We start from the raw sequence: 22904 nt of genomic DNA, 5'->3' as shown, positions 1-22904 counted from the left end.
CTATTCGGTTCCTTCCGTGAGTGGGCTGATCGCGACCGCGCACGCCTTGAAGGCGGGCATCCGCGAGTGCGGGTCGAGGGCCGGGTTGGTCAGCGCGTTCGCGCCGGGCCAGTGGAACGGGGCGAAGACCGTGTCCGGCCGGATCCCGTCGCTGAGCCGGGCCCGCAGCACCGTCACACCGCGCCGGCTGCGCAGCTCGACCAGCTCGCCGTCGGCGATGCCGTGCCGGCGGGCCAGGTCGGGATGGATCTCCGCGCGGGGTTCGGGCAGCGCGACGGCGAGCGCCTTCACCCGGCGGGTCTGGTTGCCGCTCTGGTAGTGCTGCATGTTGCGGCCGGTCGTCAGGACGTACGGGTAGTGCTTGTCGGGCATCTCGGCCGGGTCGCGGTGCTCGACCCGGATGAACTTCGCGCGCCCGTCAGCGGTCGGGAAGCCGTCGGCGAACAGCCGTGGCGTGCCCGGGTGGTCCTCCGACGGGCAGGGCCAGAAGACGCCGTCGTCGGATTCGATGCGCTCGTAGGTGATGCCGCTGTAGTCGGCGATGCCCCCGGCGCTGGCCCGGCGCAGCTCGTCGAAGACCGTGCGCGGGTCGCTGGAGAAGAAGCGGCCGCGGCCCAGCAGGGAGGCGAGCGATGCGAGCATCTCCAGGTCGGTGCGCACGTCCGGCGGCGGGGGCAGAGCGCGCTTGCGCCGGATGACCCGCCCCTCGAGATTGGTCATCGTGCCCTCCTCCTCCGCCCACTGCGCGGTCGGGAGCACGACGTCGGCCAGCTCGGCCGTCTCCGAGCGGAAGATGTCGGAAACAACCAGGAAATCGAGCGCCCGAAGCCGATCGAGGATGCGGTTGCTGTGCGGGGCCGACACGGCGATGTTGCTGGCCAGCACCATCAGCACCCGGACGCCGCCGTCGGTGCCGAGCCGGTCGAGCATCTCGTAGGCGGACAGGCCGGGCCGCGGGAGCTCGTCCGGGTCGATGCCCCACACGGCGGCGACGTGCGCGCGGGCCGCGGGGTCGTCGAGCTTGCGGTAGCCGGGCAACTGGTCGGCCTTCTGGCCGTGCTCGCGGCCGCCCTGGCCGTTGCCCTGCCCGGTGATCGTGCCGTAGCCCGAGTTCGGTTTCCCGACCAGCCCGAGCGCGAGCGCCAGGTTGAGCCAGGCCTGCGCGGTGTCGGTGCCGTTGCTGTGCTGCTCGGCTCCGCGCGCCGTCAGGATCATCGCCGGGCCGTTGGTGGCCAGCAGCCGTACCGTCTCCCGGATCTTGGTCTCCGGGACGCCGGTCATCCGCTCGACCCGCTCCGGCCAGTAGGAATTGGTCGCTTTCTTCACGGCTTCGAAGCCGGTGGTACGCGTTTCGACGAACGACGAGTCGACGTAGCCCTCGCGGATGGCGATGTGCAGCATCCCGTTGGCCAGCGCCAGATCCGTGCCCGGCAGCGGCTGCAGGTGCAGGTGGGCGCCGGTGGCGGTGGCCGTACGGCGCGGGTCGATCACGATGTGCTTGGCGCCGTCGGCCCGGCCCGCGTCGAGATACTGCATGGACGGCGGCATGGCGTCGGCCGGGTTGGCCCCGACCAGCAGCACGGTCTGCGCGCCGGCCACGTCCTCCAGCGGGAACGGCAACCCCCGGTCGACGCCGAGGGCCCGGTTGGCCGCGGTGGCCGCCGACGACATGCAGAACCGGCCGTTGTAGTCGATCGACGCCGATCGCAGCGCCACCCGGACGAATTTGCCCAGCGCGTACGCCTTCTCGTTGGTCAGCCCGCCGCCCCCGAAAGCGCCGGCGCTGTCCCGGCCGTACCTCTTCTGGCTGTTCTGAATGGCCTCGACGATCAGGCCGAGCGCCTCGTCCCAGGTGGCCTCGCGCAGCGGGCTGGTGCGGTCGCCGGGCTCCTTGCGGACCAGCGGGCTCAGCAGCCGATCACGGTGATCCAGCAGGTCAGCCGCGGTGAAACCCTTGGCGCAGAGGCCGCCTCGGTTGACCGGGAACTCGCGTGGCTCGAGCTTGACCACCGGTATCCCGGGGGTCAAAGTCATGCCGCACTGCAGAGCGCAGTAGGGGCAATGCGTATCGGTGGCCGTCACACCCCGAATACTTCTGGGCGTTTGTTTTCCGCCGGGTCCCGCGCGATTGCCGTGACGTACGGAAAACCCTACATACGGCCGGGCGCCGTTGTGAGAAGCGCGGACTCGTAACGGCGGAGCACGAGGTCGGTGGTGACCGGGTCGAGGCAGAGCGGCGGGGTGACCCAGTCGGCGCCGGCCTGGTGCAGCTTGCGGTAGAAGAGGCCATCGGCCAGCAGGTACGAGGCGATGGCGATCTTTCGCGCGCCCCGCTTTCTCAGGCCGGCCACGACGTCGGCGACCTTGGGTTCATGACCGGCGACATATCCGACATGTGCGCCGCCGGGGAGGCGCGCGGCCAGGGCGTCGATGTCGGCCCGCCACGACGGGTCGGAGGAGCCGGCGGCGGCCAGGACCACGGCGTCGGCGCCTCGGGGCAGGCGGCGGACCATGCTGTCGAGCAGGGCGTCGTCGGGACCGAGAGGCCTGGTGACCGGAATGTTCCGGCCGGCGACCGCCTCGGCGATGTCGACCCGCACGTGATAGCCGGCCGACAGCAGCAGAGGGACGACGACGGCGTCATCCAGCAGCGGGATGACGTCGGCGACGCGGGGCTCCTGTACGTCCACGTAGGTGAGGCGGACGTCCAGGCCGGGACGGCGGCCGGCGACCCGGGCGACCAGGTCACGGATCTGAGCTTGGCCGTGCGGGCTGCGGGTGCCATGGGCCACCGCGACAAGAGTCGGCATATCAGGCCTTTCGCGAGAAAAGGACCGCGTCGTTGCGGCCTGACGAGTGGATTATGCGGCGGGCTCGTCCAACCGCAGCCGATAACCGCGCTTGATCACCGTCTCGATGTGCCGGCCCGAGCCGAGCGCCGTCCGCAACCGCGCCACCGCCACATCCACCGCGTGCCCGTCATTGCCGCGGGGCAGCGCCGCGATCAGCTGCTCCTTCGACACCACCACCCCCGGCCGCGCGGCCAGCGCCGTCAGGATCGCCATCGCCGCCGGCGCCAATGAGTGCGGCACGTCGTCGATCAGCACCGCGTGCCCGCGCATCTCCAGCACCGACCCGGCCACCTTCAGCTTCACCGTCCGCCGGGGCAGCTCGTCGGTCACCGTCTTGATCAGCGCCCCGAGCCGGAACCGCTCCGGCATCACCACCGGCACGCCGAGCTCGACCAGCGGCGCCGCCGTCACCGGCCCCACGCACGCCGCCAGCGTCCCCGTCCCGAATCGATCGAGGACCGCGTCCCGCGACGACCCGGCCAGAGCCAGGAACGACTTCACAGCCGGCGCGCTGGTGAACGTCACCGCGTCGATCTGCCCCGCTCCGATCTGCTCGACCAGGCGGCGTACCGGCGTGGTGTCCGTAGGTGGCACCCAGCGGTAGACCGGCACCTCCACCACCGCCGCCCCGGCCGCCCGCAGGGCCGCCACGAACTCGGTCTGCGGCTCGCCGTGTTCCTGCACCGCGATCCGCAGCCCGGCGATGCCCTCGTCGAGCAGCCGCGCCAGGACCTCCTCGGTGGCCTCGGTCTTGGCCGCCCACTCCTCGGTCAGTCCGGCCGCCCGCACGGCGCCGCACGGCTTGGGCCCGCGGGCCACGATCCGGGCGCCGCGCAGCACGTCCCGCAGTTGATCGGCCAGCCCCCAGCCCTCGGCCGCCTCGAGCCAGCCCCGGAAGCCGAACCCGGTGGTGGCCACGACGAGATCCGGCGCGAGCCCGATGCAGGCCGCGGTCGCCGCATGCAGGGCCTCGTCGTCGATCAGCGGCACGATGCTGATCGCCGAGGCGGTGACGACCCGGGCCCCGCGCCGCTCGAGCAGCGCGGTCATCTCGTCCCGGCGCCGCTCGGCGGTGACCGCGACGGTGAAGCCCGTCAGCACGCCCTCGATCATCCACGCTCCCCTGAAGTCGTTCCGGACAGCGTGTCCAGGATCCGTTACCGGAACATCGAAGATGTGTTTCAGGGACGCTAACGCGTAATCACAGCGAGCTCAGTCGGCGTCCTCGACGATCTTGCGGACGGTCGCGAGCAGCCGGAACACCTCGATGCGGCCGTCGAGAAAGCCCATCCGGTAGTCCGCCCCGGTCTCGGGATGCTGCGCCCGGGCCAGGTCACGGCAGGCCGCCATGCCGTCGGCGCGCCCCGTCTCGTACGCCTGAAGTGCGTCGTCCATCAGCTCTTCTTGCCGTCCAGGGCGCGGCGGATGGCGGCCAGCAGGTTCTCCTCGAAGGCCGAGACCTGGCCGTCGACCAGCCCGACCAGGTAGTCCGGGTCGCCGGCCCGCGTCTCGTCCTTGTGCTTGCCGGCGAGCCCGTCGGCCCGGCCGTCCTCGTAGGCCCGCAGGGCATCGTCCGCGCTGTCCATGGCTTCCTCCCGAACGCTTGTCGCCGCGCTCGAGCGCAGACACCGCGCTCCAATCTCCCACGCGCCGACGGCCTCGCCCACGGGCTGAATCGGCCGTGGCGAAATCCTAAAGTCCCAGGTCAAGGGCCGGTTCGGCTGAATTACTGCGCGTTGGGAAACAATCACGCAGCGGCAGGGAGCAGGCCCGAGCGCCGCCACAGGGCCCGTCCCGGGCCATCGATCAGGTCGAGGTCCTTCAGGTACGCCACCACGCGCTCCCCGGCCCAGCGGAGCGTCTCCCGGAAGTGCGGGTTGGCGTCGGCCAGCCGCTTGCCCTCGGCCGGCGACAGCCCGATCGAGCGGTACACCGCCGGGTGGATCAGGCGGGTGCCACAGAGGTACGCGGCCCGCGCGATCACGACCTTGTCGAAGACGAGCCGCCCCTTCCCGGCCTCGCGCACCTGCCGTGCGAGCTCCTCCCGGGCGTAGCGGACGTGCCGGGCCTCCTCGACCACGTGGATCCGCGACACCATCCGGACCAGCGGCTGCACCTGCTCGTCGGCCATCGCCTCGCGCTGCAGGGTGTCCAGGATCTCCTCGCAGATCAGGATCGCGGCGAACATCCGCGGCCCGGTGCCGGTGGCCGCGATCCACTTGCCGAGGGCGGCGTTCACCCCGTCGGGCCGGTAGACCGGCGTTCCCAGAGTGGCGATCATCTTGCCGAACATCACCGAGTGCCGGCACTCGTCGGCCACCTCGGTCAGCGCGTACTGCGCGTGCGGCTGCGTCGGGTCCTGCTTGTAGTAGCCGCGGATCAGCAGCTGCATGAGGATCGTCTCGAACCAGACGCCGAGCCCGGCGATGCTGGCCACCTCGTGCCGGGTCAGCGTGATCCGCTGCTGTTCGGTGAGCCGCTCCCACACCGAAGTGCCGTAAAGACTGGAGCGGTGCGGCGGTACGAAGTACTTGCCCTCGACCATCGGCGCTTCCCAGTCGATCTCCACCTCGGGGTCGTACGAATGCTCCGCGGACGACCTCAGGAGCCGGGTGGCGGTGCGATCGCGATCCATAGGCCCTCCCAGGTACTTGACGTTACCTCGGGTAACAGTTACTTCTAGTACTATGAACACGGATGAGACGCCGGTCAATACGGATGGCCGTAAGGGCCGCTGGGCCGGCCACCGTGAGCAGCGCCGATCCGAGTTGACCGAGGCGGCCATCGAGGCCATCCGCGCCCACGGCCCCGAGGTCGGCATGGACGCCATCGCCGCTCACGCCGGCGTCAGCAAGCCGGTGCTCTACCGCTACTTCGCCGACAAGTCCGAGCTGTGGCTCGCCGTCGGCCAGCGGGCGGCCGGCATGGTGCTCGACGCGATCGTCCCCGCCGTGGCCGCGGTCCGGGAGGAACGCGCCGCGGTCGGGGCGGCCATCGACGCGTACCTCGGGCACATCGCCGCCGACACCAACCTGTACCAGTTCGTCGTGCACCAGCCCGAGATCGCCCGCGGCCGCGACGTGGTGGCCGACGTGGTCGACACGGTGGCCAGCGGCCTGGCCCGCATCCTGGGTGACCGGCTGCGGGCCCGCGGCCTCGACTCCGGCGCGGCCCTGCCGTGGGCGTACGGCGTGGTGGGGTATGTCCAGGCGGTCGGCGACTGGTGGCTGCGCCAGCAGCAGCCGATCAGCCGCGAGGCGCTCGGGGACTACCTGACGACATTCCTGTGGGGCGGCATAGCGGGGCTTCAGCAGGCGGCGGACGTGCCCGGCGGGCTCGCCGCGTACCGGGAGGAGACGAGCTTCGGTGGACATTCCTGACGAGGAGTACCGGGGGCCGGCCACGCTGCTGGCCGGCGACGCCGGCCACCCGGTCGAGATCCGGCTCTCGGCCCACTTCGAGCCGGTCGAGGGCCGCTTCCGCTGGGCCGGGCGCACCACCCCCGACTCCGCCTTGCGCGAGCGCGTGGCGGCCGGCTTGCGGCAGGCGTCACTCGCGCTTCCAGGGTCGACTGCGGTGGAGGTACGGCTGAGCGAGCCCGACCCGTGGGGTGGGGTACGCCTCTCCGGCACCGGGACGCCGCCCTGGTTCCGGGGGTTTCCGGCATGAGCCACTTCGACGTCGTCATCATCGGCGCCGGGCTGTCGGGCATCGGGGCGGCCTGGCGGTTGCAGGAGGCAGGGCTCGGGAAGACGTACGCCGTCCTGGAGGCCCGGGAGGCGATCGGCGGGACGTGGGATCTCTTCCGCTACCCCGGCGTGCGGTCCGACTCGGACATGTTCACGTTGAGCTACCCGTTCCGGCCGTGGCGCGACACCCAGTCGCTCGCCGCGGGCGACAAGATCCGCGAGTACATCCAGGCCACGGCGGACGAGGGCGGGATCAGCCGGCACATCCGCTACAACACCAAAGTGGTCGCGGCCGACTGGTCCTCCGACGAGGCCCGCTGGACCCTGACCATCGCCGACGGCTCGACGCTGACCTGCTCCTTCCTGTATGCCTGCGCGGGGTACTACAACTACGACCGCGGCTACCAACCGGACTTCCCCGGGCTCGACGAGTACGAGGGCCGGCTGGTCCACCCGCAGTTCTGGCCGCGCGACCTCGACTACCGCGGGAAGCGGGTCGTGGTGATCGGCAGCGGGGCGACCGCGGTGACCCTCGTACCGGCCATGGCGCCCGACGCCGCGCACGTGACGATGCTGCAGCGCTCCCCGTCGTACCTGACCTCGCTGCCGTCACGGGACGTGGTCGCCCGGGCGTTGCTGTCGGTGCTGCCGCCGCGGCAGGCGAGCCGGGTCGCCCGGGCCAAGAACATCCTGATGACGCAGGGCTTCTACCAACTGGCCCGGCGTCGGCCCGACCGCGTGCGCAAGGTGCTGCGGTCCCTCGCCGTCAAGGGGCTCGGCGACGAGGCGTACGTCGACGAGCACTTCAAACCCTCCTACGACCCGTGGGACCAGCGGCTCTGTGTGATCCCGGAGGGCGACCTCTACCGCGAGATCAGGGCCGGGCGGGCGTCGGTGGTCACCGACCACATCGACGCGTTCGTGCCCCAGGGCATCCGGCTCAAGTCGGGACAGGTCCTCGAGGCCGACATCGTGGTGTCGGCGACCGGATTGTCGCTGCTGCCGATCGGCGGGGTGCGGGTCAGCGTGGACGGCACGCATGTCGAGCTCGGAAAGCAGGCCGCCTATCGCGGGCTGATGCTCAGCGGCGTACCGAACCTGGCCTACTGCATCGGCTATGTGAACGCCTCGTGGACGCTGCGGGCCGACCTCTCGCACCGCTACGTGATGAAGCTGCTGCGGCACATGGACCGCAACGGGCTGGCCGTGGCCACCCCGGCCACCCCCGGCGGTTCGGGCCGTCCGCTGCTCGATCTCTCGTCGGGGTACGTGCAGCGGGCGCTCGACGACTTCCCACGCCAGGGCGACCGCGCGCCGTGGATCGTCCGGCAGAACTACCTGCGCGACATCATCACCACCCCGCGGGCCGACGTCACCCGCGACATGCGTTTCCGCCGCGCTCTCCCCTCGCCCGCTCCCACCTCGCCCGCCGACCTCACCTCGCGCCCCGCCCCCACTTCGCCCGCCGACCTCACCTCGCCCGCCGCGCCCACCTCGCCCGCGGCCCCCACCTCGCGCGCCGCCCCACCTCGCGCCGACCTCACGGAGGATGTCAACCCATGACGCGACTTGGACAATTCCGATTTGCCGGTCATGTTGCCGTGCTGACCGGCGCCGCGAGCGGCATCGGCGAACAGCTCGCCTATCAGCTGGGCGAGCTCGGCAGCCACCTCGTGCTGGTCGACCGTGACGAGGCGCGCCTGAAGCCGGTCGCCGACAAGATCCGCGCCGCGCATCCGGGCATCACGGTCGAGACGATCCTCGCCGACCTGGCCGACCGCGCCCAGGTCGAAGGGGTGGCCACCAAGGTGCTGACCGACCACGCCGCGATCGGGCTGCTGATCAACAACGCCGGCGTCGCCCTCGGCGGGCGTTTCGACCAGGTCACGGTCGAAGAGTTCGAGCACGTGATGAACGTGAACTTCCGGGCCCCGATGCTGCTCACCCACGCCCTGCTGCCCGCGCTGACCGCGAACCCCGGCAGCCACCTGGTCAACCTGTCCAGCCTGTTCGGCCTGATCGCGCCGGCCGGGCAGAGCGCGTACGCCGCCAGCAAGTTCGCCCTCCGCGGCCTCAGCCAGGCCCTGCACGCCGAGCTGGCCGAGAACGGCGTCGGTGTCACGACCGTGCACCCGGGCGGCATCCGTACGCGCATCGCCGAAAGCGCCATCGTCGGCAGCAACGTCCCCGAATCGGAGATCGAGCCGCACCAGAAGCTGTTCGCCGCCCTGCTGACCTATCCCCCGGAGAAGGCCGCCCGCGACATCATCCAGGCCGTCGCCAAGCGCAAGCCGCGCCTGCTCATCGCGCTCAACGCCAAGGTGCCGGACGTGCTGGCCCGGCTCTTCCCGGTCGGGCACGCCCGGATCATGCAGTTCCTGACCGCCTCCTCGGTCAAGATCGGGGCCCGCCGGTGAACTACGTCGACGTCCAGGGCAGCCGCATCCGCTACCACGCGACCGGCCCGGCCGACGGCCCGCCGGTGGTGCTGCTGCACGGCATCGGCCGCAGCCTGGAGGACTGGCTGCCGCAGCACGACCGGCTCGGCGACCACCGGGTGATCAGCCTGGACATGCCCGGCTTCGGGCTCTCCCAGCGGATGCCGGCCCGGACCACCCTGGCCGCGCTGGCCGAGGGCGTGTGGGCCGCCCTGGACGCGCTCGGCGCCACCGAGCCGGCGCACCTGATGGGCAACTCGCTCGGCGGCGCCGTGGCCATGCAGATGCTGGTCGACGACCCGGCCCGGGTCACCACGCTGACCCTGGTCAACAGCGCCGGGTTCGGCCAGGAGGTCACCTTCGCGCTGCGCATGCTGGCCATCCCGCTGCTGGGCCGCCCGCTGCTGGGCCGGATCGACCCGCGGGTGGCCCGGCGGGTGGAGCGCAGCCTGTTCGCCGATCGGGCCCTGGTCACCCCCGAGCGGGTGGCCATGGCCGTACGGATCGGCCGGCAACCCGACTTCGCCGCCGTCTACCTGGAGATCGCCCGGGCCCTGGGCGGTTTCCGCGGCATCGCCCCGCACTGGCGCCACGAGCTGCTCAACCGGGTGACCCGCAACCCCCGGCCGACCCTGATCGTCTGGGGCGAGCGCGACCTGATCCTGCCCGCCACCCACCTGCCCGCGGCCCGGGCGCTGCTGCCGCACGCCCAGTCGCACCTGTTCGCCGACACCGGCCACATGCCCCAGCTGGAGCGCCCGGACGACTTCGCCCGCCTGGTCAGGCCGCTGCTGGCCCTGACCGCGGAGCCGCCGCGGACCCACTCACCGCTGTGACCACTCTTTCGTCGAAAAGCATCGTCACGTGGTTGGCCTCGGTCCGCTCGGCGGTCAGGCGCGGGATCTTCTGCCGGCCGAGCGCGAGCCCGTGGTCGCTGATGAACGGCGGCGCCTGGTCGTCGCCGTCGTGCGCGGCCAGGATGACGTGCACCGGTGTGTCCAGCCCGGCCAGCAGCGGCAGGGTCGGCTCCCCGCCGAGCGTGTCCACCGCGTCGTCGATCACCCTCGCCATGTCGAGCCGCGCCTTGCCGCCGCCGTCCCCGCCGTCTTCGGCGCGGTCGAGAAGATAGTCGGCCCACTGCTCGAGGCGCGGGCGAAGGTCGGGCCGGTTCGCGATCGCCCGGGCCTCCACGGCGTCGACGAACGCCTCCTTATCCGGATATGTACGGCGGAGTGATCGTGTGTAGACGGTCCACAGGGCTCGAACGACCGTTCGCTTGCTCCGCCACGTGGACTCGGGTGGGACGCCGCCGTCGAGCAGCACCATGTGGCGTACGCGCCCGGGAAGCGCGGCCGCGATGAGGGGCGCGAGATAGCCGCCCATCGAGTGACCGAGCAGGACGAAGTCCTCGAGGGCGAGGTGCTCCGCCAGCGCGGCCACCGCCTGGGCGTGACCCTTCAAGCCCGCGCCGGCCCTCACCTCCAGCGACCCGCCCCGCCCGGGCAGATCCGGCGCGATCACGCGCAGCTCCGGCGCCGCCTCGGCGAACCCCCGCCACACCTCCGACGTGTTCGTCAGCCCGTGCAGCGCAAGCACCGCGGGACCCTTCCCGGGACCCCACTGCGCGCAGGTGAGACCGGCAATCTGGCGTCGCATCGGCCGAACCTACTTCATGATTCCGGACGCCGATCGTCCGGCATCCCGTCTACGGTGCCCTCCATGAGCGATATTCCCTGGGAGCCCCCCGTGGCCGGCACCGAGACGGAACACCTGATCGGCGCCCTCGACCGCCAGCGCGCCACGTTCCGCTGGAAGGCCGACGACCTGACCGCCGAGGGCCTCAACCAGCGCCTGCCGAACTCCACCCTCACCCTGGGCGGCCTGCTCAAACACCTGGCCCTGGTCGAGGACTACCAGATCGTTGGCAAGTTCTTCGACGAGCCCCTGCCCGACCCGTGGAAACCCACCAACTGGGACGACGACCCCGACTGGGAGTTCACCTCGGCCGCCGACGACAAGCCGGCCGAGCTGTACGCCCTCTACGACGCCGCCGTCGAACGGGGCAGGGCCCGCCTGGCCCGGGCGCTGTCCGAGGGCGGCCTCGACCAGCTCCGCGCCCAGCCCTTCCCGGACGGCCGAACCCCGTCCCTGCGCCGCTTCCTCTACGACCTCCTCGAGGAGTACGCCCGCCACGTCGGCCACGCCGACCTGCTACGCGAAGCCGTCGACGGCCGCACCGGCGAGGATCCCCCGGCGGGCTGGCAGCCGGTCGCCCGGGGATGACCTTGGCTCTACGCTGCCGGTCATGTCACCGCATCGGCGCGTGTTCCGCAGGCGGGACAGGCAGGGGCTGGGCCTGTTCGTGCTCTGGGTCGCGGTCGTGCCGTGGTCGGGCCCGTGCCCGGCGATGGTCGCCGCACGTGGTCGGTGCGCTGGCCGAGCGTCATCGTCGCCGCCGCCGCGCTCGGTGTGTGGATCTGGCACTACCGCCGGGTGGGCGGCTGACCGCTGTCCTGCGAGTAGATTCAGGCAGGTGGAAGACCCGCGTTTGCGTACCGCTCTGAACCTTCTGTCCGCCGACACTTTCGATCAGACCTGCTCGACGCGCAAGGTTCTCGATCAAGTCACGAGCCGGTGGGGGACGCTGGTGCTGGCGGCGCTGGTGACCGGGCCGCACCGGTTCGCCGCGTTGCGGGACAAGGTCGGCGGGATCAGCGAGAAGATGCTGGCGCAGACGCTCAAGCACCTCGTCCGGGCCGGGCTCGTCGAGCGCAGCGTCGAGGCCACGGTTCCGCCGCAGGTGACCTATACGCTGACCGATCTCGGGGCCGACCTCGCCCTGCCGCTGACCCAGCTGATCCATTGGATCGGGCAGCACAGCGACCAGCTGCTGGAGGCGCAGGAGGCCTACGACGAGGCTAACCGGGCGGTAAGCCCCCAACGATAAAGTGCGTACTTCCGGCAATTCACCGGTCTTCCTACGGTGAGTTCATGGAACGCAAGCTCGAAGGGAAGGTCGCCGTCATCACCGGCGCGACCTCCGGAATGGCGCTGGAGACAGCGAAGCTTTTTGTCAGCAACGGCGCGCACGTCTACATCACCGGGCGCGACAAGACGCGGCTCGACGAGGCGGTCGCGGCGATCGGGCCGGGATCCGTCACGGGCGTACAGGCCGACTCGGGGTCCCCGGCCGACCTCGGCCGCCTTTTCGAGACCGTCGCCGACCACCATGGCCGCGTCGACGTCCTCTACGCCTGCGCCGGCATCGGGAGCCTGTCCGAGCCCCTCGAGGCGGTCACCGAGGAGTCCTTCGACACCGTCTTCGGGGTCAACGTGCGCGGCACCCTGCTCACCGTGCAGAAGGCGCTGCCCCTGATGGCCGGTGGCGGCTCGATCATCCTCAACGGCTCGGCCGGCTCGGTGTCCGGCGTTCCGGGCGCTACGGTCTATCAGGCGAGCAAGGCTGCGCTGCGGTCGTTCGCGCGCACCTGGACCGCCGAGTGGGGCAACCGGGATCTCCGGGTGAACCTGCTCAACCCGGGCCCGACCGCCACCGGCGTCGTCGACCAGATCCCGGCCGCCGTCGTCGAGGCCATCGTGAGCAGAGTTCCGGCCGGCCGGATGGGCCGCCCGTCCGAGATCGCCTCGGCCGCGCTGTTCCTGGCTTCCGCCGATTCAAGTTTCATCCGCGGCATCGAGCTGTTCGTCGACGGCGGTTTCGCCCAGGTCTGAGCCCGCCGCGCCGCCCGCGCCCGCCACGCCTGCCGTGCCCGTGAAAGGAAGGATCCCGGCCGCGAACCGCGGCCGGGATCCTGGAACGTGGTGCGTCAGTGGGCCATCGCCGGCGGCGCGTCCGGGTCGACGTCGAGCGGGCCCGTGCGGAACAGCACCAGGGCGACCACCCCGGCCAGGACGAAGAAGCCGGCCGACCACCAGAAGACCGTGGTGTAGCTCTGGATGGCGGCTTCCGCGGCCAGCGTCGGCGACGGGGTGTGCGACGACGCGTAGTTGGTCGCGGCCGTGGCGGCGAAGGAGCTGAGCAGCGCGGTGCCGATCGAGCCGCCGATCTGCTGCACGGTGTTGATCATCGCTGAGGCGACGCCGGCGTCGCGGTGCTCCACGCCCGAGGTGGCGGCGTTCTGGGTCGGGGCGAAGACCAGGCCCAGGCCGAGGCCGATGATGATCAGGCCGGGGAGCACGCCCGACGCGTACGTCGAGTCGAGGTCCAGGCGGGTCAGCAGGACCATGCCGCCCGCGGCGACGAAGGCGCCGAGCGGGACCAGCGGGCGCGGGCCGATCTTCGGGGTGAGGATGGAGCCGGCCGTGGTGGCCGTCAGCATGATGGCGCCGAGCATCGGCAGGAAGGCCAGGCCGGTCTTGACCGGGGTGAAGCTGAGCACCGAGGTCAGGTAGTACGTCAGGAACAGGAAGATGCCGAACATGCCCGCACCGGCGATGGCGATCGACGCGTACGAGCCGCCCCGGTTGCGGTCGAGGACGACGCGCAGCGGCAGCAGCGGGTTGGCCACCCGGCGCTCGACGAGCACGAAGCCGATCAGCACGATGACGCCGACGATGATCGGGCCGAGCGTCCAGCCGCCGGTCCAGCCGTCCGTCTCGGCGTTGGCCAGGCCGTAGACCAGGGCGACGAGCCCGACCACGGCGGTGACGGTGCCGACGATGTCGATGCGGCCGTGCCGGGCGACCGGCTCGTCCTTGAGCTTGAGGATGGCGCCGACCACGGCGATGGCGGCGATCACCAGGTTGACGTAGAGGCACCAGCGCCACGACGCGTACTCCGTCAGGACCCCACCCAGCAGCAGGCCGATGCCGCCGCCGGCGCCGGAGATGGCGCCGAAGATGCCGAAGGCCTTGCCCCGCTCGGTGGGCTCGGTGAACGTCGTGGAGAGCAGCGACAACGCGGCCGGGGCGAGGGCCGCGCCGAAGGCGCCCTGCAGAGCGCGGGCCACGATCAGCACTTCGAGGTTCTGCGCGATGCCGCCGAGAGCGGACGCGAGGGCGAAGCCGATCAGGCCGATCATGAACATCCGCTTGCGGCCGATGAAGTCGGCCAGCCGCCCGCCGAGCAGCAGCAGGCTGCCGAAGGCGAGGGCGTACGCGGTGACGACCCACTGCCGGTCGGCGTCGGAGAACGCGAGGTCGGCCTGCGCGGTCGGCAGCGCGATGTTCACGATGGTGGCGTCGAGCACCACCATCAGCTGCGCGAGGGCGAGGACCACGAGCGCCCACCAGCGCCCCGTGGTCCCCTGCTCATTTGTTTCGCGTTCGTGTACAGCGGTGGTCATCTGGCGCCTTCCGGAAACGTAAGTTGAGGTTGCCCCTCCACATAACGCAGCGTAGCAACGAAAGTTGAGGATTCTCCTCCGTTTAGATGTACGCTTGGCCACATGCCAGCCCCCGCCTCCCGGCCGCTGCGCCGGGACGCCCAGCGCAACCGGGAGCGCATCCTCGAAGCGGCCCGCGAGGTCTTCGCCACCCGCGGCTTCGCCGCCACGCTCGACGACGTGGCCCATCAGGCCGGCGTCGGCGTCGGCACCGTCTACCGCCGCTTCCCGACCAAGGAGTCGCTGGTCGAGGCCATCTTCACCGACCGCATCGCCGGTGTCGTGGCCGTCGCCGAACAGTGCCGGGCCGAGCCCGTCGCCTGGGACGGGCTGATCCGTTTCATGACCTTCGCGTGCCGCACCCATGCCGAGGACAGGGGCCTGCGCGACGTCATGCTCAGCCTCGGCATGAAGAAGCGCTTCCCGGAGTCCGGCGACCGCCTCGAGGTCGTGATCACCGAGCTGGTCGCCCGGGCCAAGGCCGAGGGCACGCTGCGCGACGACTTCGACGCCACCGACGTCCCGATCATCTTCACGATGGTCAGCGACGTCGCCGGCCTGCCCCAAGCGTCCTCCGAGCGCTACCTGCGCCTGGTCATCGACGGCCTGCGGGCCGGCCCGCGTAACGCCCCGCTCGGCCCGCCGCTCACCCGCGACGAGGTGATCGCCGTGCTCCACGGTTGTGTGCCGGCCGTCAAGCCCCGATCCGCAACCGCACCGTGACGGTCTCCCCCACGTCGAGCCCCTCCTTGCGCCGCACATCCGTCTTGATCGGCACGATGTAGCGGCCGTCCTTGGGCCACAGCGAGGTCGTCCACCCCGTCGCCCCGATCCGGGCCGCCACCGGGATCATCCCCCAGCCATAGCTGACCAGCGACGACGCCGCCTCGATCTCCCGGCACTCGTCCTCCGGCACGGTCACGAAATGCCACGGCGCCGGCCCCCGCCAGAACCAGATCTCCCCCGCGAACTCCAAGTCCATTCGCACACCTTATTGAAGGCTCGCCACCATCTCGTCCAGGTTTGCGGCCAGCCCGCGCAGGCTCGCCAGCGTCCGCTCCACCTCACCGCGCCCGCCGTGCGCCGCGTTGTAGTCGAGCCAGCCCCCCAGCGCCGCCACCCATCCCCCGAAGATCCACGGCTGCGCCGGCACGTCAAGACCACTTCCTTGGCTGTACGCACGGACAGCACTCACAAACACCGCCGGATCGCCCCCACTCCAGTCGAGGGCGACGCCGGCCGCCTCCTGGACAGCGCTGATCGGCCCCGCAGCATCCCAGTCGAGAGCCAGCAATACGCCGTCCCGCCGCCGCAGGGTGTTCTTCCCGTCGAGATCACGGTGACTGTCCACGATCACCCCCGACGTTTCCCGCTGAGCCACGCGCCCGGTCAGCTCGACCAGCTCGCTCCCCCACCGATCGGCCACCCAGCCCTCGCCGGCCACCGCCCCCAGCCGTGGCTCCCCGGCCGCGTGGACAGCCGCCAGCAGCCGTGCGGCCTCGACTGCCGTCCCCGCAGCCGGCTCACCGTCAACCCACCGGTGAGCCCGGAACAGCCCACCGTCCACCTCGGCCAGAGCGCGCCCACCCACCGGCACCGGCTCCGGCATCGGCACCCCGCGCTCCCAGGCCCGCCGCTCGACCCCGTACGCCCCCTCGACGTTGCCCACGAAATCGGGCCGGTCCGCGTTGACGACCATCCGCTTGACCGCGAACACCCCACGATCAGTCCTCACCCGCCACAACTCGTTCGACAGCCCACCGGCCACCCGCACCGGCTCGGCTTCCAGCCGCCCCAACCCGAACCGCCGCGCCACCGCCTCCATCACGCTGTCCGCCATCCCGCGGGCATTTCGCCTTCGCTCAGGTACCAGTCGTCGCCGAGCGAGCCGAGGACAAGGTCTCCGCGATCGAACCGCAGCCGGAGCCCGCCACAGACCCCGTCGTAGCCGATGATCACGGACCCGTCGACGAGCATGGCCCCCACGAAGCCGGCGAGCAGATCGGGCGGCTGCGCCGGTCCGACCCTCGTCTCCCCAGCCTCCTGCATGTCGTACGGCGCGTAGGGCTCCCCGTCGGCCACTTCCAGCTGCTCGCCGCACCCGTGCAGCAGAACCGGACCGGCCCCCTCGAAGTACAGCCAGGCATGGATCAGGCTTGCCGCATCCTCGTCGCGCCGCCCCCGGAACCAGTGCCGCGCCTCGACCACGCCATCGAGCCGCCGCCCCAGCACGCCCCGCAGCCAAGCGCCGACATCGTTCATCCCAGCGTCAGCCAGTGGATGTGCTCGGCCCGGGCCGTCTCGTCCGCCGTCAGCGGCGCGCGCCCCGTGGCCTTGCGCAGGAACGTCGCGTGATCCCAGCCGAGCCCGGGCGGCTCCGGCGCGCCGGTGAGCAGCCGGGTCACGACCTCGGCCGCCGGCGTCGTCAGCCACGACTGACGCCCGACGGCGTCGGCCAGGTCGAGCCCGTGGACCGCGAGCTCGATGACCCGGGTCACCAGGAAGTCCTCGAGCAGCATCGGGTCGCCGTGCCGGGTGACGACGACGCGCCCGGCGGGCTCGGCCCGGCACAGCTGCTCGACCCGTCGGCAGGTCGCGCCGAAGTCCTCGACCAGCCCGGCGGCCGTGGCGAACTCCGCCGCCTGGGCTCGGCCGAGGTCGACGCGGTCGGCGTTGGTCGCCGGCGCGAAGCGCTCATCCGGCCGGTAGTAGCCGGCCGCCGACACGAGGCTGTCGCTCGACACCGGCGCGGGCGCGGGCGCGGCCAGCATGCTCGGCAGCCGGCCGACAGCGACCCGGACGTGCCCGAGCAGTTCGAGCGCCGTCCACGGGGCACACCTGGTCGGCGCGCTCCACTCCCGCTCGGAGAAACCCGCCGCCGCCCGCGTGAGCGCCTCAGCCTCGAGGCGGAACGCCTCCAGATTCTCGGACACGCAATGATCCAAGCATGGATATGGACACGGCGGTCCGATGGGCGGAGTCGGTGTGGGGCCGCCGGGTCACCGCTGTGCAGCCCCTGACCGGCGGCTGGACCTCGACGGTGGTGCGCCTCGACGGGGTTGACGGCGAACGCGCGGTTCTGCGGCTGATGACGAAAGAGCCGTGGCGGGCGTACGCCCGAGGTCTCCTGAGTCGCGAAGCGACGATCCAGCGCAGCCTGGCCGGCTCGCCGATCCCGGTCGCGCGGAGCCTCGGGGTGGATCTCGGCGGCGAGCGCGCGGGGGCGCCGGCCCATCTGATGTCCTGGCTGCCGGGGCGGCTGTGCCTGGACTCCGCGAGCGACGACGTGCTCGGGGCTCTGGCAGGGCTGCTGAAGGAGATCCACCGGGTCGACGAGCGACCGCGCGACTTCCAGTCGTGGGCGCCCCCGAGCAAGCGCGAAGTCCCTTCGTGGGCCCGTCGGCCGGAGTTGTGGCACCAAGCTTTTCGGCTGCTGGAGCGGCAGCCGTCGTTCCGGGGCACGTTCCTGCACCGCGATTTCCACCTGGGGAACGTGCTCTGGTCACGAGGCCGGATCAGCGGCGTCGTGGACTGGGTCGAGGCCTCGTGGGGGCCGGCCCAGCTCGACGTGGCGCACGCCTCGACGTACCTCGCGATGCTGCACGGCGTGGCGGCGGCGTCGAGGTTCGCCGACGCGTACGGGCCCGGCGAGGAGACCACCACCTACTGGACCGTCATGGACATCGTCGGCTATCTGCCCGACCCGGCGAAGGTGGCGCGGCCCTGGCGGGACTGCGGCCGCGACATCAGCGACGACACCGCCCGCCGGCGTCTCGAGGAGTGGCTCAGCCTCGTGCTGGGCTGACGGTCAGCGCGTCGCCCAGCGGCGTGCGGTGGTAGAGGACCGAGCGCCCGTCCCGGGCTCGCTCGACCAGGCCGGCGCGGTGCAGGACGGCCAGGTGGTCGCCCACGGCGCCCGCACCCATGCCGTACGCCCGGGCGAGCTGGCTCGTGCTCGCCGGCTCGGCCAGGGTGACCAGCAGGAGCGCGCGGGACCGTCCGATGAGGGCGGAAAGGTGGTCCGGGGCCTGCGGTGGACCGTGTTCGAGGAGCGTGGCCACGCCGCGGGCCGGGTAGACGATGGCCTTGGGCCACGGCGTGTCCGCGTACACCGCGAACTCGGGCCAGACGAACACCGAGGGCACCAGCAGCAGGCCGTCGCCGCTCAGGTCGATCACCCGGCCGGTCCGGCCGAGCAGGTCGATGCCGCCGTCGCGCCAGCGGACCTTCGGGTGCAGGCCGGTCAGCGCGGCCTCCCAGCCCGACCGGCTCAGCTCGCCGCCGCGGTGCACGATGTCGCGCTCGCACAGCAGCCTCAGCCGCGGCCAGTCGTCCGCTAGCAGCGCCGCCCAGGCCCGCGCGAGCTGATCGGCCACCCGCTCCAGCACGTCGTCGCCGGTCAGGACCCGGCGCGCGGCCGCCGTCGTGTCGGGCCGCCGCTGAAGATAGAAGTCGATTTCCAGCCGTACGGCGTCCTGAGGCGCACCCCGCACCTCGCGCAAGTCGTCGTCGATCGTCTGCCCGTGCCGCTGCGGCGGCGGAGTCAGAAAGGTCGCCCCCGACCGCGGCAACCGGAGCGCCAGGATGGCCTGCGTCTCCGGCGCCGACCGCAGGGGCTCGAACCGCGGCCGCAGCCGGTCCAACCAGGCCGCCGGCACGCCCTGCCGATGCGGCCCGGCCAGCGCGTGGATCAGGTGGTGGAGCTCGAAGACCGGCGACAGCGCTAACCGGGTCCGCAGCAGGTCCTCCGCTCCGACCACGAACCGCATCACGCCTCGACCTTACGCCCTGGAACGAAACAATCGCCCAGCCGTATGCGGTCTCGCACCATCACCACATGACAGTCGCCGACCGCCCGGCCACCTACCGCGAGGTCTTCGCCGAGCCCTCCTTCCGCGCCCTGTTCGTCGCGCGCACGCTGGCCATCGGCGCCACCTCGCTGCAGATCTTCGCGCTCTCCGTGCTGGTGTACGCGGGCACGGGCTCCCCGTTGCTGAGCGCGCTGGCCTTCGCCGCCGGTTTCCTCCCCCAGTTCGTGGGCGGGCTGCTCCTGGGCTCGCTGACCGACCGCCTCCCGCCCCGCCGCCTGATCACCATCGGCTACGCGGTCGAGGCGGCCCTGGCCCTGCTGCTGGGCCTGGCCCATCTGCCGGTGGCCGTCGCCCTCTCCCTCGTGGCCCTGGTCGCCTGCGGCACACCCGTCTTCGCCGGCGCCGCCGCCCGCGTCATCGCCGAGCGGCTGACCGGCGACGCGTACGTCCTGGGCCGTTCCGTCTCCAACATGTCCTCCTCCGCGGCCCAGCTCCTGGGCCTGGCCGCCGGCGGCGTCGCCGTGGCCGCCGTCGGCGCCCGCTCCGCCCTGCTGATCGCCGCGGTCTGCTTCACCGTCGCCGCCCTCGCCGCCCGGCTGGGCCTGCCCACCGACTCGGCCGCTGAACCCGCCGGGCTGGGCCTGCCCATCGCCTCGGCCGCTGAACCCGCTCGGCTGGGCCTGCCCATCGCCTCGGCCGCTGAACCCGCTCGGCTGGGCCTGCCCACCGACTCGGCCGCTGAACCCGCCGGGCTGGGCCTGCCCACCGACTCGGCCGCGGAGAACCCGGCCGCCGGACCCGGCCGGCTGGGCCTGTCCACCGACTCGGCCGCACAGAGCCCGGCCGCTGAACCCCGCCGCGGCACGGTGCAGGACAGCTGGGCCGGAACCAAGGCGTTGCTGGCCGACCGCACGATCCGGCGGCTGCTGCTCGTGCAGTGGCTCCCCTCGGCCCTGATCGCCGGGGCCGAGGCGCTGTTGGTGTCCTACGGCGGCCGGCGCGGTTTCCCGGCCGGGGCGGGCGCGATCCTCATGGGCGCCCCCGCCGTCGGCATGCTGCTGGGCAATTTCGCGGTCGGCCGCTTCCTGCGCCCCACCCTGCGCGAGCGCTTCGCCGGCGCTCTCGTCGTCGTGCTCGGCGCGCCACTTATCGCGCTGCTGATCGCCCCGCCGTTTCCCGTCGTGGTCGCGCTGCTCGTTCTGGCCGGCACCGGCTACGCGTACGGCCTGGGTGTCCAGCGGGCGTTCCTGGACGCCGCCCCCGCCGGCCGCCGGGGCCAGCTCTTCGCCCTGCACTCCACCGGCCTGATGGCCCTGCAGGGCGCCGGCCCGCTCCTGCTGGGCGTCCTGGCCGAGGCCACCTCGCCCACTGTGGCCATTGCCGCCGCCGGGGCCGCCACCGCCCTGATGGCCCCCGCCCTGCGCCGCGGTTGTTGAGCACTCGTCGAAGAAGGGTCCGCCTGTGTAACCTGGCCCGATTCGGGAATGCGGGCCCCCACCGCGAGACCGAGAACCGAGGAGAGTAGTTCGTTGCCGAAGATCGTCGACCACGACCAGCGCCGCAGCGAGATCGTCGAGGCGTTCCTGTCGGTGGTCGCCCGCAAGGGTCTGCCCGCCGCGACCAGCCGCGCCATCGCCGCCGAGCTCGGCGTCGGCACCGGCGCCCTCTGGCACTACTTCGACGGCTTCGACGCCGTCACCGCCGCGGCCTATCAGCGGGTCTTCGAGCGTACGAACATCCGGATAGCCGGCGCCGCCACGGGTCTGCGCGGTCTCGCCGCCACGGAGGCGGTGATGCGCGAAATACTGCCTCTGGGGAAGGAGACGCTGGACGAGGCCCAGGTCGTCGTCGGTTTCTGGGGCCGCCTGGCCGCCAACCAGAAACTAGCCACCGGCTGGGCCGACGTGAGCGATCTGTGGGGCGGCCGCCTGCGCACGCACCTCCAGGAGGCCATCGAGGACGGTGACCTGGCGCCCGAGACCCCGGTCGACGGCATAGTCGACCTGCTGCTCTCCCTCGCCGTCGGCCAGCAGGTCCACGCCGTCATGCGCACCCCGCTGACCGACCCCGTGCGCCAGCTGGCCCTGATCGACCAGTGCCTAGCCTCCTGGCGCCGCGGTCACTGACCAGGCCGCCGCCTCCACCCACACCCCGTCGGGGCGTTCCCGCTCGCGGAACGCCCCGAGGATCTTCCTGGCTGCCTGGCCGAGGTCACCGGCCAACTCACGCACCTGCGCACTCCCCAGGCTGTACGCCGTCACGTCGCGCGCGTCCGCTCCGAGCCGCACTGTCTCCCGCAGCCCCGCGACCCGCACGTCCACATACCCCGCCTCGAGCAGCATCGCCTCGATCCACCCCGGATCCGCGAACGGATCCACACCACCCCGCCCACCCAGCACCCGCAACGGAATCGCGAACACCTCATTGACCAGCGCGTCCTGCCAGCACAGAAACGCCAGCCGCCCACCCGTCCCCCGCAGATTCCGAAACGCCGCCACCGGATCGTCGAAGAACATCACCCCGAAACTGCTGACCACCACGTCAAAGCTTCCCAGGGCACAGGTCTGCGCATCCGCCCGAACAAACCGAACGTTCCCCGTCTCCACCCGCCGCGCCACGTCAAGCAGCGGCTCGGAAACATCAACCCCCACCACGTCACCGGCCACCCGCCCGAACGCGACAGTCGTGTCCCCACACCCGCACCCCACGTCGAGCACCCGCTCCCCCGCCCGAACCCCCGCCGCCCGATACAGATGCGGCAACAGCGGCTCCCGCACCCCCGCATGCCGTTCCCGCTCAGCCAGCCACCGCCGCCCGGACTCCCCGTTCCACCGCTCGATCTGCCCTTCATTGGCCACCACCCGAGTCTCACCCCCACTCGGCGATGCGGCACCCGCAGCACCAGCCCCGAAACACAATCGCTCGCAGCCCGGCATCCCAAGCAAGCCGGCACGCGGTGTGGACCTCCATCGCCGGTGGTGTCCGCGATAGCTCCTAAGCCCGCTCACTCCCATGCGGACGACCATGGAGGACCTGACCGCCGGTAGCCGGACCCGCCGAATTGATACGCCGAGCCCCGCAGCTGACGTTTCTCTCTGCCGATCCGTTCCAGGATGCATGCCCGCCGACCCGGAAAAGAAAATCCGGTCCCGTGGTAATACGTTTCTCCGATGGCATGGCCGCGTAGAGCGAAAGCGTTCTTTTATTTATCCTTTTCAGGTTGCGAGCTGGAGCCAGCATGGCCGGGCCGGCTCGACTGAATAGGCGATAGCGTGGCGTGCGTCCACGACGGCGGGCCGCGCCTGGCGAACAGGCCCGGCTTACTTGATCAAGCGGTGGGGCCGAGTGGGATGTGATCACCGCGACGCCCCAGCCGCCGGCCGACCCCCGCGTGACGGACCCGCCGGACGCCGACGCAGTCACCGCCGACGCCGGTCCGATCGCCGCCAGCGGGTGCGCCCTGAGTTCGACTGTCACCGGCTCGATTACCGCCATTGGGTGCGGCCCACGCACGGCTGGTGCCAGTTCGATCGCTGCCGGCAACCTGGGCGCGGGCACGGACACTACCGATCCCATCGCCGCGGGCAGGTGAGGCACGACATCGGCTCCTGCCGGCTCGACCACCGCCGGCAACCGAGGCGCGGACACAGGCCCTACCGGTTCCATCACCGCGGGCAGGTGAGGCACGACATCGGCTCCTGCCAGCTCGACCACCGCCGGCAACCGAGGCGCGGACACAGGCCCTACCGGTTCCATCACCGCAGGCAGG

At 71.7% G+C, this 22904-nt stretch carries 26 protein-coding genes; 12 read left to right on the top strand and 14 right to left on the bottom strand.

Features of this window, described 5'->3' with window-relative positions; all coding sequences use genetic code 11:
* The 6 genes from AB0J66_RS00480 to AB0J66_RS00455 form a co-directional block, all read right to left on the bottom strand.
* The gene (locus AB0J66_RS00480; RefSeq protein WP_364654394.1) at positions 1 to 2082 is read right to left on the bottom strand and encodes a molybdopterin oxidoreductase family protein; all 2082 of its coding nucleotides are present in this window, start codon (positions 2080 to 2082) and stop codon (positions 1 to 3) included.
* Positions 2083 to 2150: 68 nt separating this feature from the next.
* Entirely contained in the window at positions 2151 to 2810 is a 660-nt protein-coding gene (locus AB0J66_RS00475) for a sirohydrochlorin chelatase (RefSeq protein ID WP_364654393.1), read from the bottom strand.
* 51 nt (positions 2811 to 2861) lie between these two features.
* The gene (locus tag AB0J66_RS00470) at positions 2862 to 3962 is read right to left on the bottom strand and encodes a uroporphyrinogen-III synthase (RefSeq protein WP_364656017.1); all 1101 of its coding nucleotides are present in this window, start codon (positions 3960 to 3962) and stop codon (positions 2862 to 2864) included.
* Positions 3963 to 4064: 102 nt separating this feature from the next.
* Entirely contained in the window at positions 4065 to 4247 is a 183-nt protein-coding gene (locus AB0J66_RS00465; protein ID WP_364654391.1) for a hypothetical protein, read from the bottom strand.
* Complete coding sequence (locus AB0J66_RS00460) at positions 4247 to 4438, bottom strand: hypothetical protein (RefSeq protein WP_364654389.1); 192 nt, start codon at positions 4436 to 4438, stop codon at positions 4247 to 4249. The genes AB0J66_RS00465 and AB0J66_RS00460 overlap by 1 nt, the downstream gene beginning before the upstream one ends.
* Before the next feature lie 161 nt (positions 4439 to 4599).
* Complete coding sequence (locus tag AB0J66_RS00455; protein WP_364654388.1) at positions 4600 to 5487, bottom strand: diiron oxygenase; 888 nt, start codon at positions 5485 to 5487, stop codon at positions 4600 to 4602.
* 52 nt (positions 5488 to 5539) lie between these two features.
* Here AB0J66_RS00455 and AB0J66_RS00450 point away from each other — a divergent pair, with 52 nt between their 5' ends.
* Genes AB0J66_RS00450 through AB0J66_RS00430 form a run of 5 tightly spaced genes read left to right on the top strand, consistent with a single transcriptional unit; the run spans position 5540 to position 9815 of the window.
* On the top strand, positions 5540 to 6232 hold the full coding sequence (locus AB0J66_RS00450; RefSeq protein ID WP_364654386.1) for a TetR/AcrR family transcriptional regulator: 693 nt from the start codon (positions 5540 to 5542) through the stop codon (positions 6230 to 6232).
* Positions 6219 to 6521: a DUF4873 domain-containing protein gene (locus tag AB0J66_RS00445; protein WP_364654385.1), complete on the top strand. Its 303-nt coding sequence runs from the start codon at positions 6219 to 6221 to the stop codon at positions 6519 to 6521. Before AB0J66_RS00450 ends, AB0J66_RS00445 begins: the two co-directional genes overlap by 14 nt.
* Positions 6518 to 8104, top strand: coding sequence for an NAD(P)/FAD-dependent oxidoreductase (locus AB0J66_RS00440; protein ID WP_364654383.1), 1587 nt, complete (start codon positions 6518 to 6520; stop codon positions 8102 to 8104). The genes AB0J66_RS00445 and AB0J66_RS00440 overlap by 4 nt, the downstream gene beginning before the upstream one ends.
* Positions 8101 to 8958, top strand: coding sequence for an SDR family NAD(P)-dependent oxidoreductase (locus tag AB0J66_RS00435; protein WP_364654382.1), 858 nt, complete (start codon positions 8101 to 8103; stop codon positions 8956 to 8958). Before AB0J66_RS00440 ends, AB0J66_RS00435 begins: the two co-directional genes overlap by 4 nt.
* Complete coding sequence (locus AB0J66_RS00430) at positions 8955 to 9815, top strand: alpha/beta fold hydrolase (RefSeq protein ID WP_364654380.1); 861 nt, start codon at positions 8955 to 8957, stop codon at positions 9813 to 9815. The genes AB0J66_RS00435 and AB0J66_RS00430 overlap by 4 nt, the downstream gene beginning before the upstream one ends.
* Here the strand turns inward: AB0J66_RS00430 and AB0J66_RS00425 are convergent.
* Positions 9760 to 10635 carry an alpha/beta fold hydrolase gene (locus AB0J66_RS00425; RefSeq protein WP_364654379.1) on the bottom strand — a complete coding sequence of 292 codons (876 nt, stop codon included), beginning with the start codon at positions 10633 to 10635 and terminating at the stop codon, positions 9760 to 9762. The genes AB0J66_RS00430 and AB0J66_RS00425 overlap by 56 nt on opposite strands.
* Before the next feature lie 63 nt (positions 10636 to 10698).
* Between AB0J66_RS00425 and AB0J66_RS00420 the strand changes: the two genes are divergently transcribed.
* From AB0J66_RS00420 to AB0J66_RS00410, 3 genes are all read left to right on the top strand, one after another.
* A complete protein-coding gene (locus AB0J66_RS00420; RefSeq protein ID WP_364654377.1) occupies positions 10699 to 11262 on the top strand; it encodes a DinB family protein in 564 nt (187 codons plus the stop codon).
* Positions 11263 to 11512: 250 nt separating this feature from the next.
* Entirely contained in the window at positions 11513 to 11926 is a 414-nt protein-coding gene (locus AB0J66_RS00415; RefSeq protein WP_364654376.1) for a helix-turn-helix domain-containing protein, read from the top strand.
* Between the two features lie 44 nt (positions 11927 to 11970).
* Positions 11971 to 12711, top strand: coding sequence for an SDR family oxidoreductase (locus tag AB0J66_RS00410; protein ID WP_364654375.1), 741 nt, complete (start codon positions 11971 to 11973; stop codon positions 12709 to 12711).
* Positions 12712 to 12806: 95 nt separating this feature from the next.
* Here AB0J66_RS00410 and AB0J66_RS00405 read toward each other — a convergent pair whose 3' ends face one another.
* Entirely contained in the window at positions 12807 to 14285 is a 1479-nt protein-coding gene (locus AB0J66_RS00405) for a DHA2 family efflux MFS transporter permease subunit (RefSeq protein WP_364654373.1), read from the bottom strand.
* Positions 14286 to 14387: 102 nt separating this feature from the next.
* Between AB0J66_RS00405 and AB0J66_RS00400 the strand changes: the two genes are divergently transcribed.
* Positions 14388 to 15047: a TetR/AcrR family transcriptional regulator gene (locus AB0J66_RS00400; RefSeq protein ID WP_364654371.1), complete on the top strand. Its 660-nt coding sequence runs from the start codon at positions 14388 to 14390 to the stop codon at positions 15045 to 15047.
* Here AB0J66_RS00400 and AB0J66_RS00395 read toward each other — a convergent pair.
* The 4 genes from AB0J66_RS00395 to AB0J66_RS00380 are packed head-to-tail and all read right to left on the bottom strand — an operon-like array spanning position 15019 to position 17257.
* Entirely contained in the window at positions 15019 to 15306 is a 288-nt protein-coding gene (locus AB0J66_RS00395) for a DUF1905 domain-containing protein (RefSeq protein WP_364654370.1), read from the bottom strand. The two genes, AB0J66_RS00400 and AB0J66_RS00395, sit on opposite strands and share 29 nt — an antisense overlap.
* Before the next feature lie 9 nt (positions 15307 to 15315).
* Entirely contained in the window at positions 15316 to 16164 is an 849-nt protein-coding gene (locus AB0J66_RS00390) for a phosphotransferase (RefSeq protein WP_364654369.1), read from the bottom strand.
* Positions 16149 to 16586 carry a hypothetical protein gene (locus tag AB0J66_RS00385; RefSeq protein WP_364654368.1) on the bottom strand — a complete coding sequence of 146 codons (438 nt, stop codon included), beginning with the start codon at positions 16584 to 16586 and terminating at the stop codon, positions 16149 to 16151. Before AB0J66_RS00385 ends, AB0J66_RS00390 begins: the two co-directional genes overlap by 16 nt.
* Complete coding sequence (locus AB0J66_RS00380; RefSeq protein WP_364654367.1) at positions 16583 to 17257, bottom strand: maleylpyruvate isomerase N-terminal domain-containing protein; 675 nt, start codon at positions 17255 to 17257, stop codon at positions 16583 to 16585. The genes AB0J66_RS00385 and AB0J66_RS00380 overlap by 4 nt, the downstream gene beginning before the upstream one ends.
* Before the next feature lie 14 nt (positions 17258 to 17271).
* Here AB0J66_RS00380 and AB0J66_RS00375 point away from each other — a divergent pair, with 14 nt between their 5' ends.
* Entirely contained in the window at positions 17272 to 18129 is an 858-nt protein-coding gene (locus AB0J66_RS00375) for an aminoglycoside phosphotransferase family protein (RefSeq protein ID WP_364654366.1), read from the top strand.
* Here the strand turns inward: AB0J66_RS00375 and AB0J66_RS00370 are convergent.
* Positions 18110 to 19093 (bottom strand): DUF5937 family protein, encoded by a 984-nt coding sequence (locus AB0J66_RS00370; RefSeq protein ID WP_364656015.1) that lies wholly within the window; start codon positions 19091 to 19093, stop codon positions 18110 to 18112. The two genes, AB0J66_RS00375 and AB0J66_RS00370, sit on opposite strands and share 20 nt — an antisense overlap.
* Positions 19094 to 19161: 68 nt before the next feature.
* On the opposite strand from AB0J66_RS00370, the gene AB0J66_RS00365 reads away from it, so the two are divergent.
* Positions 19162 to 20571 (top strand): MFS transporter, encoded by a 1410-nt coding sequence (locus AB0J66_RS00365; protein ID WP_364654364.1) that lies wholly within the window; start codon positions 19162 to 19164, stop codon positions 20569 to 20571.
* 93 nt (positions 20572 to 20664) lie between these two features.
* On the top strand, positions 20665 to 21261 hold the full coding sequence (locus AB0J66_RS00360; RefSeq protein WP_364654362.1) for a TetR/AcrR family transcriptional regulator: 597 nt from the start codon (positions 20665 to 20667) through the stop codon (positions 21259 to 21261).
* Here the strand turns inward: AB0J66_RS00360 and AB0J66_RS00355 are convergent.
* Positions 21235 to 21993, bottom strand: coding sequence for a class I SAM-dependent methyltransferase (locus AB0J66_RS00355; protein WP_364654361.1), 759 nt, complete (start codon positions 21991 to 21993; stop codon positions 21235 to 21237). The genes AB0J66_RS00360 and AB0J66_RS00355 overlap by 27 nt on opposite strands.
* Positions 21994 to 22904: the final 911 nt, after the last annotated feature.

Source organism: Actinoplanes sp. NPDC049598 (assembly GCF_040675435.1).
In the GTDB taxonomy this organism is placed as follows: Bacteria; Actinomycetota; Actinomycetes; order Mycobacteriales; family Micromonosporaceae; genus Actinoplanes.
Note: the sequence above shows the minus strand (reverse complement) of the source record. Positions and strands in the feature narration are given on the sequence as shown.